We start from the raw sequence: 15,869 nt of genomic DNA, 5'->3' as shown, positions 1-15,869 counted from the left end.
CCCTTTGATTCCGGTGGGTTGGCGGCCTATAAGGCCGCGCTTCCCACGCTCATCTTTGGCTGACGATTTCTCAAGAGACCACGCATGGCCGGACATTCCCAATTCAAGAACATCATGCACCGCAAGGGGCGGCAGGATGCCCAGAAGTCGAAACTGTTCGGCAAGCTGGCGCGGGAAATCACCGTCGCTGCCAAGCTGGGCACCCCCGACCCCGCCATGAACCCGCGCCTGCGCGCCGCCGTGATCGCTGCGCGCCAGGAGAACATGCCGAAGGACAATATCGAGCGCGCCATCAAGAAGGCGCTCGGCAGCGACGGTGAGAACTATGACGAGATCCGCTACGAGGGCTACGGCCCCGGCGGCGTCGCCGTCATCGTCGAGGCACTGACCGACAATCGCAACCGCGCCGCCTCCGACATCCGCTCCTTCTTCACCAAGTCCGGCGGCAATCTCGGCGAAACCGGCTCAGTCTCCTTCATGTTCGACCGCACCGGCATCATCGAATACGACCGCAGCGTCGCCTCCGACGATGCGGTGCTGGACGCCGCGATCGAGGCCGGCGCCGACGACGTCGTTTCCGGCGAGGGCGGCCACGAGATCTACGCCTCGACCGAAGGCTATCGCGACGTCGCCAAGGCGCTGGAAGCCAAGTTCGGCGAGCCGCGCAAGGCCGCACTGATCTGGAAGCCGCAGAACACGGTTGCGGTCGACGACGAGACCGGCGAGAAGCTCCTGAAGCTGATGGACCTGCTCAACGAGCACGACGACGTCCAGAACGTCTACGCCAATTTCGAGGTGTCGGACGCGCTTGTTGCGAAGATGGGCGGATAGGCCGCTCTCGTGTCCCGGACGCGCTGCAGCGTGAAACGCTGCGGCGCTGGGCCGGGACCCATTCCCCTGTTACTTCCGTTCTGTTTCTGTTTCGCATCCCGCGGCCAGCCGCTATCACTGGCCCATGACTGCGCTCCCGATTCGTGGCCCCGTTCGCATCATCGGCATCGACCCCGGCCTGCGCCGCACCGGCTGGGGCGTGATCGAGGCCGAGGGCAACCGCCTGATCTATGTGGCCTGCGGCTCGGTGGAACCGCCGGACGATTTGCCGCTGGCGAGCCGCCTGCTCGCGATCCATGAGGGGCTCGCTTCCGTCTTGTCCGATCACCGGCCGGTGGAAGCGGCGGTGGAGCAGACCTTCGTCAACAAGGACGGCGTTGCGACGCTGAAGCTCGGCCAGGCCCGCGGCGTCGCCATGCTGGCGCCGGCAATGTTCGGCATCTCTGTCGCCGAATACGCGCCGAACCAGGTCAAGAAGACCGTGGTCGGCGCCGGCCACGCCGACAAGCAACAGATCGCGATGATGCTGAAAATTCTGCTGCCGAAGGCTGAGCCGCCGTCCGCGGACGCAGCCGACGCGCTCGCCATCGCCATCACCCACGCCCATCACCGCCAGAGCACCGCTCTCAGGCTGAAGGTGGTGGGGATATGATCGGCAAGCTCAAGGGCTTGATCGATTCCTACGGCGAGGATTTCGTCATCCTCGACGTTGGCGGCGTCGGCTATCAGGTACATTGCTCCTCGCGCACCTTGCAGCATCTGCCCTCGCCGGGTGAGGCCGCTGTGCTGTCGATCGAGACCTATGTCCGCGAGGACCAGATCAAGCTGTTCGGCTTCCGCACCGATCAGGAGCGCGAATGGTTTCGCCTGCTCCAGACCGTGCAGGGCGTCGGCGCCAAGGTCGCGCTGGCCGTGCTCGGCACGCTGTCGCCGGCCGATCTCGCCAATGCCATCGCGCTGCGCGACAAGGCCGCGGTGGCGCGAACGCCCGGTGTCGGCCCGAAGGTCGCCGAGCGGATCGTCACCGAATTGAAGGACAAGGCGCCGGCCTTTGCCAATGTCGATCCCGCCGTCGTGCATCTCGCCGGCGCCGTCGACGACCAGCGCGCGCCGCGCCCCGTCGCGGATGCGATCTCTGCGCTGGTCAATCTCGGCTACGGCCAGCCGCAGGCCGCCGCGGCGATTGCATCGGCCTCGCGCAGCGCGGGTGAGGGCGCCGAGACGGCGCAGCTGATTCGATTGGGTTTGAAGGAACTGGCCAAGTGAACAACGGCCAGCGCCTCTCCGAGTGGGGTCAAGGTGCGGCACGCCAGCATTTGCGGCGCCTCGGCCGTATGTTCGTCGTCGTCTTCTGCGGAACACTTTTTGCCGGGTATCTTGCAATGCTGGCGTTCTCGGCGTCAGGTTTTTTTCTTAGTCGTGTCATTCGATGCTTTTCGGTCTCGCGCGACCTGATCGGGTTCAGCTGGTTTGCCGTGAAAGGCTTGTTCTTGCCTGCGGCCGTTGTGGCCTTGATGGTTGCAATCTTCCTGCAAATCCGAGGCTCCGTTGTCTGGTGGAACGTTCTCGTTGCAAGCTTGCTTTCGGCGCTGGTGATTGGCTCTGTTGGAAGAGCACTGAGTGAACCGGCTGAGGCATTTGTCTTGCCTGTGGTAAGTTTGATCTTCTTTGCAGGTGCTCAAGCTGCCCTTCTTATCGACAAGCGACTGTGCAGGACTTCCGCATGACCACTCCCCCCCGCATGGTCTCGCCGGAGCGCCGCAGCGATGATGTCGGCGACACCGCGCTGCGGCCGCAATCGCTGTCCGACTTCGTCGGCCAGGCGCAGGCGCGCAAGAATCTCTCGATCTTCATCGAAGCGGCGCGCAAGCGCGGCGAGGCGCTGGACCACGTGCTGTTCGTAGGTCCCCCGGGGCTCGGCAAGACCACGCTGGCGCAGATCGTGGCGAAGGAGCTCGGCGTCGGTTTCCGCGCCACCTCGGGGCCCGTGATCGCCAAGGCCGGCGATCTTGCCGCCCTCTTGACCAATCTCGAAGAGCGCGACGTGCTCTTCATCGACGAGATCCATCGCCTCAGCCCGGCGGTGGAAGAGGTGCTCTATCCCGCGATGGAGGACTTTCAGCTCGACCTCATCATCGGCGAGGGCCCGGCGGCGCGCTCGGTCAAGATCGAGCTGTCGAAATTCACGCTGGTCGGCGCCACCACGCGCGCCGGCCTTCTCACCAATCCCTTGCGCGACCGCTTTGGCATTCCGGTCCGGCTCAACTTCTACACGATCGAGGAGTTGGAGAGCATCGTCAGCCGCGGCGCGCGCGTGCTCAACGTCGGCATGAGTGCGGACGGCGCCAACGAGATCGCGCGCCGCGCCCGCGGCACGCCGCGCATCGCCGGCCGCCTGCTCCGCCGCGTGCGCGATTTCGCCTCGGCGGCCGATGCCGACAAGATTGACCGTAAGATTGCCGACCATGCGCTGAGCGCGCTCGAGGTCGATGCCGCAGGGCTGGACGCGATGGATCGGCGCTATCTCTCGACCATCGCGCTCAACTATGGCGGCGGACCGGTCGGTGTCGAGACCATGGCTGCGGCCTTGTCGGAGCCGCGCGACGCCATCGAAGACATCATCGAGCCCTATCTGATCCAGTGCGGCTATCTGCAGCGCACCCCGCGCGGCCGCCTGCTGACCTCGCACGCCTTCCGTCATCTCGGCATCGCCGAACCCTCGCGCGATGCGGCGGCGCAGTTCGGCCTGTTCGGCACGGATGACAGCGACGAGTGAGCTGCTGAACCTCGCGCCGTTCCGCCTATGATGAATTTCCGTTAACCTCGTGCAGACGATCTGCACGAACGCACCCCAATTCCGCTCCAATCGGATATCATCAAGGCGCCGCATCATCATCGGGCTTCCATGATCACGCGCCGTCATCTTATCCGTTCCATTGGCGGTCTGTCCGCCCTCGGCGTCTCGACCGCAGCCTACGGCGTCGGTGTCGAGCCGGTGCTGCGCCTTCGCGTCACGCGCTATCATCCGATGCCGCGGCAGTGGCCGGCGGATTTTCCGCTGAAGATTGCCGCCATCGCTGACATCCATGCCTGCGATCCCTGGATGTCGCTGGAGCGCATCGAGGGCATCGTCGACCGGACCAACGCGCTCAACGCCGATCTCATCGTGCTGCTCGGCGACTATGTCGCCGGCCTTCACCATGTCACGCGCTTCATTCCGTCGAGCGAATGGGCAAGGGTATTGGGGCGCCTGAAGGCGCCCCTCGGCGTCCATGCCGTCATGGGCAACCACGACTATTGGGATGACAGAACAGTGCAGCAGGCAGGGCACGGGCCGACCATCGCACATCGGGCGCTGGAGGCGGCCGGCATCCCCGTCTACGAGAACGATGCTGTGCGCCTCACCAAGGACGGCCGTCCGTTCTGGCTTGCCGGCCTCGGCGATCAGCTCGCCTTCCTGCCGGCGCGGCGCTTCCGGAGCATGGCGCACTTCGGTGCCGACGATCTCAATGCTACGCTGGCGAAGATCACCGACGATGCGCCGGTCATTCTGCTCGCGCACGAGCCCAATGTCGCTCCGCTCGTGCCCGCGCGCGTCGCGCTGCAATTGTCCGGCCATACCCATGGCGGCCAGGTCCGCCTGCTCGGCTGGTCACCGGCCGTCGCGCCCAGGAACGGCCTGCGGCTCGCCTATGGCCATTTTCGCCTGAAATGCGATCTCATAGTCTCCGGCGGCCTCGGTTGCAGCATCATGCCGCTCCGCTTCGGTGTGCCGCCTGAGATCGTCGAGGTGACGCTGGGAAGGTCAGGACCGGTCGTGTCCTAACACGCTTGCGCGTCCGGCTGTTTTTGCGCACAACGAGCCGGTTACCGACCAGCGAAGAGGCTCGCGACGTGACAGCTCATCTCGACGGCGAGATCCGCGACGGCCGCCACCACATGCAGGTCCGGGTCTATTACGAGGACACGGATTTTTCCGGCATCGTCTATCATGCCAATTACCTGCGCTACATGGAGCGCGGACGCACCAATCATCTCAGGCTGATGGGTGCCGAGCAGCAGGTGCTGTTCGAGCAGACCGAGACGGACGGCGCGGGCTTCGCCTTCGTGGTGCGCTCGATGCATCTGGACTTCCTGAAGCCCGCGCGAATGGACGACGTGCTCGACGTCGTGACCTGGCCGGTCGCGGTGAAGGGGGCATCCATCATGCTGGCGCAGGAGGTGCGGCGCGGTGATGACGTGCTGGTGAAAGCCGAGGTCCGCGTTGCCTTCATCAGCGGCGGCCGCGCCCAGCCGATCCCGAAATCGATCCGCCAACTGATGAAGGCCGATCTGGTTTCGTGATCGCTCGATAGCGGATGGCCTATCGACTCCGCCAATTGCGACGATACATTCGCTGACACGATCAACCGATGAGGTCATCATGTCGCGCCCGCCGCTTCCACCCTTCACCCGCGAGACCGCCGCGCAAAAAGCCCGCATGGCCGAGGACGCCTGGAATTCACGCGATCCGGTGCGGGTCTCGCTCGCCTATACCGAGGACAGCCGCTGGCGCAACCGTTCGGAAGTTTTTCAGGGCCGCGAGGCCATCGTCGCCTTCCTCACCCGCAAATGGGAGAAGGAGCAGGATTACCGCCTGATCAAGGACCTCTGGGCCTTCGACGGCAACCGCATCGCGGTGCGCTTCCAGTACGAATGGCACGATGCAAGCGGCCAGTGGTACCGCTCCTACGGCAACGAGCAATGGGAGTTCGACAAGCACGGCCTGATGAAGCGGCGCGAGGCCTCGATCAACGACATCGCCATTGCGGAGAAGCACCGCCGGTTTCACTGGGCGGCACCGGGCCCGCGACCGGCCGATGTGCCCGGGCTGGGAAGCGAGCCGTTCTGAATTCTACCAGCGGCGCTGCTTCACCCTCTCCCCTTGTGGGAGAGGGTGCCGAGCGAAGCTCGGCGGGTGAGGGGTCTCTCTCCTCACGAGCAGTCCGGCGAATGGATAGAACCCCTCATCCGGCGCTTCGCGCCACCATCTCCCGCAAGGGGAGAAGGGAAGACGAGTGCGTCTCGAGCTTCGTAGTCAGGTGCGCTTAGCCAGAAACCGCGTAATCGCCCCGCCGAGCTTCGCATTTTCCATCGGCTCCGCCAGCGACGCCCTCGCCGTGGCAACGACATCCTCAGGTGCCTTGCCATCGCGCAGATCGCAGCACACTTGCGCGAACCCGACATCGAATTCCGGATGCGGCTGCACTGTCAGCGTCGCGCCATTGGCATAGAGCAGGCCGGCATGCGGGGTGAATTCGGAGGAGAGGATCGTCAGCGCATCGCTTGGCGGCTCGATCACCTGGTCCTGATGCGAGGCGGCGATCGCAACCGCTTCACCGTCGATGACGCCGTTCTCCGGCAGCACCTGATAGACATGCCGGCCGATGCCCCAGCCATGCTCCGATTTGCGCACGGTGCCGCCGAGCGCCTGCGCGATCAGCTGGTGGCCAAAGCAGACACCGACCATCGGTGTCTTGTTGGCGTAAGCCGTTCGCACGAAATCTTCCAGCGGCGCGATCCAGTCGAGCCCGTCATAGACCCCGGCCGCCGCGCCGGTAATGAGGATGGCCTCGAGCTTGCTCGGATCGGGCAGCGCATCGCCGCTGGGGATGCTGACGACCTCGATCGTCGCGGCCGGCTCCTCGGCGCGGATCATGCGCGCGAACATGTCCGGAAACGAACCGTGGCGCTCGCGGTATTTTTGCGGCACCTCTCCGGTCTCGATGATGGTGATGCGTGCCATGGGCCTCCCGGTCAAAAGGTTGCGAAGCTCAGCCTCTTTCTGCCCCATGTTGCTGGTGCGGCGCTGTGCGCTCGAGCAGAGCGCTCTCCTTGCGGATCTCGTTGAGAAAGGCCTTGGCCAGACGCGACAGCGGCTCGGCTTCAGACCATAGCATATAGGCGACCGCCTGCGTCGTCGGCGTGAACGGACGGACGACGAGGCCGCTGCCGCCGTTCTGCCGCGGCGAGAAAGGATCGACCACCGCCGCGCCGACGCCGGCGGCGGCCAGCACGCAGGCCGTGTTGCAGTAGCGCACCTCGACCGTCGGCCGGAACGGCGCGCCGGCGCGGGCAAAGCTGTCGCGCACGGCTTCGCCGAGCCGCGTGCCGCGTTCGAGCCCGATGAAGGGTAGGCCGGAGAGATCGGAAGCGGAGATCATCGGCCGGTCGGCGAGTGGATGCTGTGGCGGCAGCACGCAGACCATCTCGCCGGTGTGCACCACCTCATGCGCGATGCCGGGATGATGCGTGAGGCCGAGCGCGAAGCCGAGCTCGGCGACGCGGCTCAGCACACCCTCGATGATGCCCTCATAGCGCCGTACATCGAAGAACACCCGCGTCTCCGGGCGGCGGCGCAGGAAGCCCGACAGCGCGGACGGAATGATGCTGTACGCGAGCGGCGGCGTCGCCACGATGGCGAGATGCCCGGACCGGTTCTCGCGCAAATCGCGCATGCGGTTCTCGAGCTTGGCGTGCAGCGCGAAGATCGCCTCGCTCTCCTTGTAGAGCGCCATCGCTTCGGCGGTCGGAAACAGCCGGTTGTTGACGCGCTCGAACAGCGCAAAGCCCGCCTGCGCCTCCATCGTCTTCAGCGCGTTGCTGACCGCCGGCTGCGACAGCGCCAGCTCGTCCGCCGCCGCCACCGTGGTGCGGTGGCGGATCACGGCGCGAAGGATCTCGAGCTGACGCAGGTTCATATCACTGCCGATTATAGTCAGGGCCAAAACATCATAGCAACGCGAATTGATTTTGCAGCACCGCTCGCCCGTAATGGCAGCGGATTTGCACGTCGCATCAAAGGGTTCGTTCGCCCATTGAGGCAGCACTGCGCACAGATTGGAGGCAATCTTGGTTCGTGTCCTTCGCGCCGCAGCCGCTCAGATGGGGCCGACGCAAAAAGCCGATACGCGCGAACACACGTTGTCGCGGATGCTCGACATGCTGGAGGAGGCGGCCGGTCGGGGTGCGAGCCTTGTGGTGTTTCCGGAGCTCGCCTTCACCACCTTCTTCCCGCGCTGGCTGCTCGAAGGCGAGGCCCTCGACCGGTATTTCGAGCGCAGCATGCCGAACCCCGCGGTGGCAAAGCTATTCGATCGCGCACGTGCGCTGCGCGTCGGCTTCTATGTCGGCTATGCCGAGCTGACGCCGGAGGGGCGGCGCTACAATTGCTCCATCCTGGTCGATCGCGACGGCGAGGTTCTCGGCCGCTATCGCAAGGTGCATCTGCCGGGCTCGGTCGAGCCGCGCCCGGGCGCGCGCTACCAGCAACTCGAGAAGCGCTACTTCGAATATGGCGACCTCGGCTTTCCCGCCTTCCGCGCTGGCTCGTCCTGGGCCCATGCCATCATGGGCATGATGATCTGCAATGATCGTCGCTGGCCGGAATCCTGGCGCGTGCTCGGTCTGCAAGGAGTCGAGCTCGTCTGCATCGGCTACAATTCGGCGGCCTACGATCCCAACGGCGGCACGACCGAGGACGGAGCCTTGCGCACCTTCCACTCGACGCTGGTGACGCAGGCCAACGCCTACATGAACGCGACCTGGGCGATTTCGGTGGCGAAGGCGGGCGAGGAGGACGGCTCCGGCCTGATCGGCGGCTCCTGCATCGTTGATCCCAACGGCCGCATCGTCGCGCAGGCGCAGACGCTGGCCGACGAGGTGATCGTCGCCGACATCGATCTCGACCTCTGCCGCCAGGGCAAGGACAAGATGTTCAACTTCGCCGCCCACCGGCGGCCCGACCAATACAGGGTGATCACCGAGCGTGCCGGAATCATCGAGCCGGCCGTTCTCGACGCGGATTGACCAACGGCCGGTCGCAGCATTGGCAAAAGGAGCTGACATGACACGCCTCTCGTATTTGCTTGCCTGCGCAGCGCTGGCCGCGGCGACGTCGGCGCGAGCCGCCGAGCTGCCGGCGGAGATCAAGCAGGCCGGCACGCTGAAGCTCACGGTCAACTCCACCTACGCGCCGATGGAATATCGCGATCCCGCAACCAACGAGCTGGTCGGGCTCGACATCGATCTGGCGAAAGAGCTCGCCAAGCGGCTTGGCGACCTCAAGATTGTCTGGAGCGAGACGCCGTTCGCCGAGCTGATCCCCTCGCTCCAGACCAAGCGCGCCGACTTCATCATTTCCGGCATCTCCGATCGTGCCTCGCGGCGCGAGACCGCGGATTTCGTCGATTACCTCGCAACCGGACCGCAGTTCTTCGTGACGGCGGACAGCGCGGCCAAGGACGCCACCGATCTCTGCGGCAAGAAGGTCGGCACCACCCGCAGCACCAGCTTCCCGGTCGAGATCGAGAAGTGGAGCAAGCAGAATTGCGAGCCGGCCGGCAAGCCCGCAATCCAGTACGTTCCGGGCGAGAATTCCATCGACGTCCGCAACCAGCTCAAGCAGGGCCGCATCGACGCCGCCGTGCAGGGCAGCGAGACGTTGCCTTATGCGCAGCAACAGGAGCCCGGCAAGTATCGCATCGTCGGCGAGCCCTTTGCCAGGGGCTATCAGGGCATCATGTTCCGCAAGGACGATGCGGCCTTGCGTGAGGTCGTGACGGAGAAACTCGCGACGATGATCGCTGACGGCTCGTACAAGGCCATTCTCGACAAATGGGGCTTGGGGACCAATGCAGTCGCCCAGCCCATGCTGAACGCGGCGCCGCAATGAAGCAGGCGCCGGCACTCGTGCAAGGATTTCCCGATCTGTCGGGCATGCGGATCGCGCGCGAGCCGCACTGGTTTCGCTGGATCAGCGCGGCCCTGATCGTCCTCGTGCTGGCGGCGATCGCGCGCGCCTTTGCGAACGGCCAGATCGAATGGTCCTATGTCAGCCGCTTCCTGACCGCAAAGGTCATCCTCGAAGGCATCGTCAACACCATGGTGATGGCGGTGCTGGCGATGATGCTCGGCATCTTCCTTGGCATCGTCGTCGCGATCATGCGGCTGTCGCCCAATCCGGTGCTGAAGTCGGTCGCCGCCGGCTACACCTGGCTGTTCCGCGGCACGCCACTGATCCTGCAGCTGCTGTTGTGGTTCAATCTCGCGCTGGTGTTTCCGACCATCGGTATCCCCGGCCTGTGGTCTGCACGCGCCGTCGATGTCATGACGCCGTTCCTTGCCGCGCTGCTCGGGCTCGGCATCAACCAGGGCGCCTACACCTCCGAAGTCATGCGCGCCGGCATGCTGTCGGTCGATATCGGGCAATATGAAGCGGCGCAGGCGATCGGCATGGGACGGCTGCGCGCGTTGCGCCGGATCGTGCTGCCGCAGGCGATGCGCGTGGTGATCCCGCCGCTCGGCAACGAGTTCATCGGCATGGTGAAGGCGACTTCGCTCGCCAGCGTGATCCAGTATCCGGAGCTGCTGCACAATGCCGAGAACATCTACTACGCCAACTCCCGCGTCATCGAGCTCCTGATCGTCGCCGGGCTCTGGTACCTGTTCGCGGTCTCGATCCTGACACCGCTCCAGATGTTGCTCGAACGCCGCTTTGCGCGCGGCACATTGCGGCTGGCGCGATGACAAAACCGCTCGTCGCGATCCGCTCCGTAGCCAAGAACTTTGGAGAGTTTCAGGCTCTCAAGAACGTCTCGCTCGACGTCTGGCCCGGCGAGGTGATGTGCCTGATCGGCGCCTCCGGCTCCGGCAAGACCACGCTGCTCCGCTGCATCAATCAGCTCGCCACGATCGATGCCGGCGGCATCTGGCTCGACGGCGAACTGCTCGGAGTGCGCGAGCAAGGCGGGAAACTCCATCGCCTGAGCGAGCGCGAAATCGGGCGGCAGCGGCTCAAGACCGGCATGGTATTCCAGCGCTTCAACCTGTTTCCGCACAAGACCGCGCTGGAGAACATCACGGAAGGCCCGACCCAGGTGCAGGGGCGCAAGCCGGATGAGGTGCGCGCCGAGGCGACCGAGCTGCTTCGGCGCGTCGGATTGTCGGCCAAGGCCGACTGGTATCCGGCGCAGCTCTCCGGCGGCCAGCAGCAGCGCGTCGCGATCGCGCGGGCGCTCGCCATGAAGCCGATGCTGATGTTGTTCGACGAGCCCACCAGCGCACTCGATCCCGAGCTCGTCGGCGAGGTGCTCGCGGTCATGAAGGAGCTGGCGCGAAGCGGCATGACCATGATGGTGGTGACGCACGAGCTCGGCTTCGCCCGCGAGGTCGCCGACCGCGTCGTCTACATGGATCAGGGCGCGATCGTCGAGCAAGGCCGCGCCTCCGACGTGTTGGGCGCGCCGCGCGAGGAGCGCACCAAGGCATTTCTTTCGGCAGTGATCTGACATTGGGGGTATGGTGATGAAGAGATTCTTGCTTGCGGCGGCGTTCCTGGGCGCCATGAGCGTGTCGGCAATGGCGGCCGAACTGCCGCCTGAGATCGTAAAGCGCGGCAGCATCAAGGTCGCGGTGGTGCCGAACTATCCGCCGATGGAGTTCCGCGATCCCGCCACCAACGCGCTCTCCGGCTTCGACGTCGATCTTGGCGAGGCGATCGGCCGCAAGCTCGGCGTCAAGATCGAATGGACCGAGACCAGCTTTGCCGAGTTCATGCCCTCGATCTCGACGGGGCGGGTGGATGCGATCCTGTCCGGTTTCACCGACTATGCGAGCCGGCACGAGGTCGCGACCTTCGTCGATTATTTGCGCAGCGGCCCGCAGTTCTTCGTGCAGGCGTCACGCAAGGCGGAATTCAAGGATGCGACGTCGCTGTGCGGCAAGAAGGTCGGCGCCAGCCGACGCACCATGTTCCCGGCCCAGATTGCGGCGTGGAGCGAGAAGAATTGCGGCAGCTCTCCGATCCAGTTCGTCGGCACCGACGGCTCGGCCGATGCGCGCACCCAGCTGAGGCAAGGCCGCATCGATGCCGCCGCCCAGGGCAACGAGACGCTGCCCTACATCATGGACCTCGAGCCCAACACCTATGCGACCGTGGGCGCGCCCATCGCACAGCAATTCACCGGCATTGCTCTGCCGGTGAAGGAGAAGGCATTGCAGCAGGCAATGCTGGAGGCGGTCGACGCGCTGATCGCGGACGGCACCTACAAGACGCTGCTGGCGAAGTGGAAATTGAGCGACAACGCAATCGAGAAGGCGACCATCAATGCTGGACAGTAAGGCACTCCAGAGCATTCCGCTCGTTCCGGCCAACACCGCGGATCCCGCGCCCGAATATCCGTGGCTGAAGCCGTACACATCCGCGATGTTCCTGTCGTTCGACGTGGACGCCGAGAGTGCCTGGACCAGCAAGGACGCGGTGCATGCGCAGCGGCTGATCACCATGAGCTATGGCGGCTACGAGGCGCGCGTCGGCACGCCGAAGCTCCTGGAGCTGCTCGACCAGCTCGATCTCAAGGCGACGTTCTTCGTCACGGGGTGGTCGGTCGACGCGCATCCGGCGATGGCGGAATCCATCTTGAAGGCCGGTCACGAGATCGGACATCACGGCTATCACCATCTCTTGCCCGATCCCGGCGATCCATGGATCGAGGAGGAGCTGGAGCGCGGCTTCGAGGCTTTGAAGCGCCGGCTCGGCGTCAAGCCGACCGGCTATCGCGCGCCCTATGGCGAGTTCACGGAGGAGCTGCGCGTCGCGCTGGTGCGGCACGGCATCGTCTACACGTCTTCGTTCCGCGACGACGTCAGGCCCTATCGCCATCGCCTCGCCGACGGCAAGCCCGGCACGATCGAGCTGCCGGTGACCGCGAGCTATGACGACTGGATGCACGGCCTGTCCGCGCGCTTCAGTCCGCGCTCGATCTTTCCGAAGGAGCACGTGCTCTCGATGTGGAAGGACGAGCTGGATGAGGTCCGCGACTGGGGCGCGATGGTGACGACGGTGCTGCACCCCCAATGCAGCGGCCGCCCGATGCGGCTGCGCCTGCTGCGCGAATTCCTGACCTACGCAAAATCGTGCCCTGATGTCTGGATCACCACTGGCGAGAACATCGCGGAGAACTTCCTGCGCCACGAAGCGGGTCACCGCTAATGTCGATCTCCCGCCGTTCGCTCCTCAAGGCCGGCGCGGCGCTGCCGGCGCTGTCGCTGCCGGGCATCGTCCGCGCTGAATCGCAATCCACGCTGCGCTTCATCCCCGTCATCGATCTCGCCTTCGTCGATCCCATCTATTCGACCGCGCAGGTGTCGCGAAACCACGGCTTCATGGTCTACGACACGCTCTACGGCATGAGCTCCTCGCTCCAGGTCTCGCCGCAGATGCTGTCGGGCCACGCCATCTCCGCCGACCAGCTACAGTGGGACCTCACGCTTCGCAACGGCCTGTTCTGGCACGACGGCGAGCGGGTGCTGGCGCGCGATTGCGTCGCCAGCATCCGTCGCTGGGCCGCGCGCGACGGCTTTGGCGGCGAGCTGATGGAGGCGACCGCCGAGCTCTCGGCTGCCGACGACCGCACCATCCGCTTCCGTCTGAAGCGTCCTTTTCCGCTGCTGCCGCAGGCGCTCGGCAAGGCAGCGATCAATGCCTGCTTCATGATGCCGGAGCGGCTGGCGAGCCAGGATCCGTTCAAGCCGCTCACCGAGGTGATCGGCAGCGGTCCGTTCCGCTATCTCGCCGACGAGCGCGTGCAGGGCGCGCGCAATGCCTATGCCAAGTTCGAGCGCTATCAGCCGCGCACCGACGGCAAGCCGGATTGGACTGCGGGGCCGAAGATCGTGCACTACGATCGCGTGGTCTGGACCACGACGCCCGATGCCGGCACCGGCGTCGCCGCGCTCCAGACCGGCGAGCAGGATTGGCAGGAGACTACGCCGCACGATCTGCTTCCGGTGATCAAGGCGGCCGGCGATATCGAGACGCGCATCCTCGATCCCCGAGGTTACGCCTGCATGCTGCGCCTCAACCACCTGCAGCCGCCGTTCGACAATCCCGCCATCCGCCGCGCGCTCCTGGGTGCGATCGACCAGTCCGCATTCATGACCGCCGTCGCCGGCACCGATCCGGCGTTCCAGGTCTCACCGGTCGGCTATTTCGCACCCGGCACCCCGATGGCAAATGAGGTCGGCCTCGACGTGCTCCGCGGCCCGCGCGACTACGCCAAGGTGAAGGCCGACCTGAAAGCCGCCGGCTATAACGGCGAGAAGATCGTGCTGCTCGTTCCGACCAACTCGCTGGCGCAGAAGCCGCTCGGCGAGATCGCGGTGGATTCGTTGCGCAAGGCCGGCATGAACGTCGAATATGCCGGCCTCGATTTCGCCGTGGTGCTGCAGCGCCAGCTGAAGAAGGATCCGCTTCCGCAGGGCGGCTGGAGCGCCGCGGTCGGCAACTGGCAGGGCATCGACTGGCTCAACCCGGCCGGCAACACCAACATTCGCGGCGAAGGCAAGGTCGCCGGCTGGTACGCGAGCACGAAGATGGGCGAGTTGCGCAGCCAGTGGCTGGCGGCCTCCGAACTCGCCGAACAGCAGCGCATCTGCCGCGAAGTCCAGAGGGTGGCGTTCGAGGAAATCCCCTATATTCCGATCGGCCTCTACAAGCAGCCGACGGCCTATCGCAAGGCCATCACCGGCATTCTCGACGGCACCGCCGTGTTCTGGAACGTGCGCCCCGCATGAGCACCACAGCAATCTTCGGCAGCTATGTGCTGTCACGCAAAGACGGCGCGCAGGATGTCTTGCGCGACCACTGGGTTCTGGTCGAAGGCAAGAAGATTGCAGCGATCACACGCGACAAGCCGCGCGCCGATCGGGTCTATGATCGTCCGGGCCGCTTCGTCCTGCCGGGCCTGCTCAACCTGCACAATCATTGCTTCTCGGAAGCGGTGGCGCGCAGCCACACCGAGGACGGCAACGGCCGCAAGAACAACCAGAGCATCGTCTACACGGTGCTGCTGCCGCTGACCAAGCGCGGCGCCGATATCCTGTCGGCGGAAGAGCGCCTTGCGGTGGCGCGGCTCGGCATCCTCCAGCTGCTCAAGGGCGGCGCCACCACGGTGATGGAGCCGTTCCGCAACTCGATCCCCGAGATGTTCGACGCGGCGGAAAAGATGGGCATCCGCTTCTACGGCGCGCCCTATCTGTTCTCGACCTCCGACGCCAAGGCCGGGCCTGACGGTGTGGTCCAATATTCCGGCGATGACGGCGCTGCGGATATGGCGGCGTGGGACGCGCTCTATCAGCGCTGGAATAATCGCGGCGACGGCCGCATCAGTCTTGCGATGAGCCCGCACGCCACCGACACCTGCGGCCCCGATCTCTTGAAAGCCTGCGCCACGCGGGCGCGCGAGCTCGGCGTTCCCATCACCACGCACATGGCGCAGAGCCGCGCCGAGGTCGAGACCATCGGCAAGCGCTATGGCGGCCGCACGCCGGCAGAATATCTGGACTGGCTCGGCCTGCTCGCGCCGGATCTGATGGCGGCGCACTGCATGTTCAGCAGCGATGACGATCTCAAGCTGATGGCCGCGCGCGGCATGACCGTCTTGAACTGCCCGCGCGTGTTCGCGCGTGCCGGCATCACCGCGGCGTTCAGCCGCTTCGCCGCGCACGGCGTGCGCACCGTGGTCGGCACCGACGGCTACAACATGGACCTGCTCGGCGAGCTCAATGCGGCCTCGCTGATCTCCAAGATCATTTCGGCGCGCCCTGACGTCGCGAACTCACCCGAGCTGATCGAGGCGAACACGACGGTCGCCGCCGACGTGATCAAGCGGCCCGATCTCGGCCGCATCGAGCCGGGCGCGACCGCCGATCTCACGGTGGTCGATCTCACCCATCCGCATCTGCAGCCGCTGTTCGACCCGCGCCGCGCGCTGATCGCACTCGCCAACCGCGCCAATATCGATCAGGTCATGGTCGATGGCCGGGTCCTGGTCGATGAGGGACGCTATCTCGGCGCGGATGAAGCCGCGATTACGGCGGCCGGCACCGCCGCGATCGGCAAGATCTGGGATCTGCCGGAGGCGCAGGCGGCGTTCAGTGGTTGAGTGCCGCTGGTGCCACGAAGACGGTGCGCTCCCTCTCCCGCTTGCGGGAGAGGG

The 15,869-nt window shown here is 65.4% G+C and carries 18 protein-coding genes; 16 read left to right on the top strand and 2 right to left on the bottom strand.

Annotation, left to right across the window (positions count from 1 at the left end; genetic code table 11):
• Nucleotides 1–84: 84 nt before the first annotated feature.
• The 8 genes from N2605_RS29425 (at nt 85) to N2605_RS29390 (ending at nt 5,722) form a co-directional block, all read left to right on the top strand.
• Entirely contained in the window at nt 85–831 is a 747-nt protein-coding gene (locus tag N2605_RS29425; protein WP_225149260.1) for a YebC/PmpR family DNA-binding transcriptional regulator, read from the top strand.
• 124 nt (nt 832–955) lie between these two features.
• The gene (ruvC, locus tag N2605_RS29420; RefSeq protein WP_225187932.1) at nt 956–1,483 is read left to right on the top strand and encodes a crossover junction endodeoxyribonuclease RuvC; all 528 of its coding nucleotides are present in this window, start codon (nt 956–958) and stop codon (nt 1,481–1,483) included.
• Nucleotides 1,480–2,097 carry a Holliday junction branch migration protein RuvA gene (gene ruvA / locus N2605_RS29415; RefSeq protein WP_035998377.1) on the top strand — a complete coding sequence of 206 codons (618 nt, stop codon included), beginning with the start codon at nt 1,480–1,482 and terminating at the stop codon, nt 2,095–2,097. Before ruvC ends, ruvA begins: the two co-directional genes overlap by 4 nt.
• The gene (locus tag N2605_RS29410) at nt 2,094–2,558 is read left to right on the top strand and encodes a hypothetical protein (protein ID WP_260344271.1); all 465 of its coding nucleotides are present in this window, start codon (nt 2,094–2,096) and stop codon (nt 2,556–2,558) included. Before ruvA ends, N2605_RS29410 begins: the two co-directional genes overlap by 4 nt.
• Complete coding sequence (ruvB, locus tag N2605_RS29405) at nt 2,555–3,607, top strand: Holliday junction branch migration DNA helicase RuvB (RefSeq protein ID WP_225183459.1); 1,053 nt, start codon at nt 2,555–2,557, stop codon at nt 3,605–3,607. The genes N2605_RS29410 and ruvB overlap by 4 nt, the downstream gene beginning before the upstream one ends.
• A 129-nt stretch (nt 3,608–3,736) precedes the next feature.
• Complete coding sequence (locus N2605_RS29400; protein ID WP_036021743.1) at nt 3,737–4,657, top strand: metallophosphoesterase; 921 nt, start codon at nt 3,737–3,739, stop codon at nt 4,655–4,657.
• Nucleotides 4,658–4,725: 68 nt separating this feature from the next.
• Nucleotides 4,726–5,175: a tol-pal system-associated acyl-CoA thioesterase gene (ybgC, locus tag N2605_RS29395; RefSeq protein WP_197960645.1), complete on the top strand. Its 450-nt coding sequence runs from the start codon at nt 4,726–4,728 to the stop codon at nt 5,173–5,175.
• Nucleotides 5,176–5,254: 79 nt separating this feature from the next.
• The gene (locus tag N2605_RS29390) at nt 5,255–5,722 is read left to right on the top strand and encodes a nuclear transport factor 2 family protein (protein WP_225151184.1); all 468 of its coding nucleotides are present in this window, start codon (nt 5,255–5,257) and stop codon (nt 5,720–5,722) included.
• A 186-nt stretch (nt 5,723–5,908) separates the two neighbouring features.
• Here N2605_RS29390 and N2605_RS29385 read toward each other — a convergent pair whose 3' ends face one another.
• A complete protein-coding gene (locus N2605_RS29385) occupies nt 5,909–6,616 on the bottom strand; it encodes a type 1 glutamine amidotransferase (RefSeq protein ID WP_260344270.1) in 708 nt (235 codons plus the stop codon).
• Between the two features lie 28 nt (nt 6,617–6,644).
• Complete coding sequence (locus N2605_RS29380; RefSeq protein ID WP_225151189.1) at nt 6,645–7,571, bottom strand: LysR family transcriptional regulator; 927 nt, start codon at nt 7,569–7,571, stop codon at nt 6,645–6,647.
• Nucleotides 7,572–7,755: 184 nt separating this feature from the next.
• Here N2605_RS29380 and N2605_RS29375 point away from each other — a divergent pair, with 184 nt between their 5' ends.
• Genes N2605_RS29375 through N2605_RS29340 form a run of 8 tightly spaced genes read left to right on the top strand, consistent with a single transcriptional unit; the run spans nt 7,756 to nt 15,815 of the window.
• Nucleotides 7,756–8,679, top strand: a complete 924-nt coding sequence (locus N2605_RS29375; RefSeq protein WP_036021756.1) for an N-carbamoyl-D-amino-acid hydrolase — start codon at nt 7,756–7,758, stop codon at nt 8,677–8,679.
• Between the two features lie 37 nt (nt 8,680–8,716).
• Nucleotides 8,717–9,544 carry an ABC transporter substrate-binding protein gene (locus tag N2605_RS29370; protein WP_225151191.1) on the top strand — a complete coding sequence of 276 codons (828 nt, stop codon included), beginning with the start codon at nt 8,717–8,719 and terminating at the stop codon, nt 9,542–9,544.
• A complete protein-coding gene (locus N2605_RS29365; protein WP_260344268.1) occupies nt 9,541–10,398 on the top strand; it encodes an amino acid ABC transporter permease in 858 nt (285 codons plus the stop codon). Before N2605_RS29370 ends, N2605_RS29365 begins: the two co-directional genes overlap by 4 nt.
• The gene (locus N2605_RS29360) at nt 10,395–11,159 is read left to right on the top strand and encodes an amino acid ABC transporter ATP-binding protein (RefSeq protein WP_057028105.1); all 765 of its coding nucleotides are present in this window, start codon (nt 10,395–10,397) and stop codon (nt 11,157–11,159) included. The genes N2605_RS29365 and N2605_RS29360 overlap by 4 nt, the downstream gene beginning before the upstream one ends.
• Before the next feature lie 16 nt (nt 11,160–11,175).
• Nucleotides 11,176–11,991: an ABC transporter substrate-binding protein gene (locus N2605_RS29355; RefSeq protein ID WP_035998422.1), complete on the top strand. Its 816-nt coding sequence runs from the start codon at nt 11,176–11,178 to the stop codon at nt 11,989–11,991.
• A complete protein-coding gene (locus N2605_RS29350) occupies nt 11,978–12,862 on the top strand; it encodes a polysaccharide deacetylase family protein (protein ID WP_260344266.1) in 885 nt (294 codons plus the stop codon). Before N2605_RS29355 ends, N2605_RS29350 begins: the two co-directional genes overlap by 14 nt.
• On the top strand, nt 12,862–14,445 hold the full coding sequence (locus N2605_RS29345; protein WP_260344265.1) for an ABC transporter substrate-binding protein: 1,584 nt from the start codon (nt 12,862–12,864) through the stop codon (nt 14,443–14,445). Before N2605_RS29350 ends, N2605_RS29345 begins: the two co-directional genes overlap by 1 nt.
• Nucleotides 14,442–15,815, top strand: a complete 1,374-nt coding sequence (locus N2605_RS29340; protein ID WP_260344263.1) for an amidohydrolase family protein — start codon at nt 14,442–14,444, stop codon at nt 15,813–15,815. Before N2605_RS29345 ends, N2605_RS29340 begins: the two co-directional genes overlap by 4 nt.
• Nucleotides 15,816–15,869: the final 54 nt, after the last annotated feature.

It is taken from the genome of Bradyrhizobium yuanmingense (genome assembly GCF_025200905.1).
GTDB classification, from domain to species: domain Bacteria; phylum Pseudomonadota; class Alphaproteobacteria; order Rhizobiales; family Xanthobacteraceae; genus Bradyrhizobium; species Bradyrhizobium yuanmingense.
This window is presented reverse-complemented; position numbering and strand designations above follow the sequence as displayed.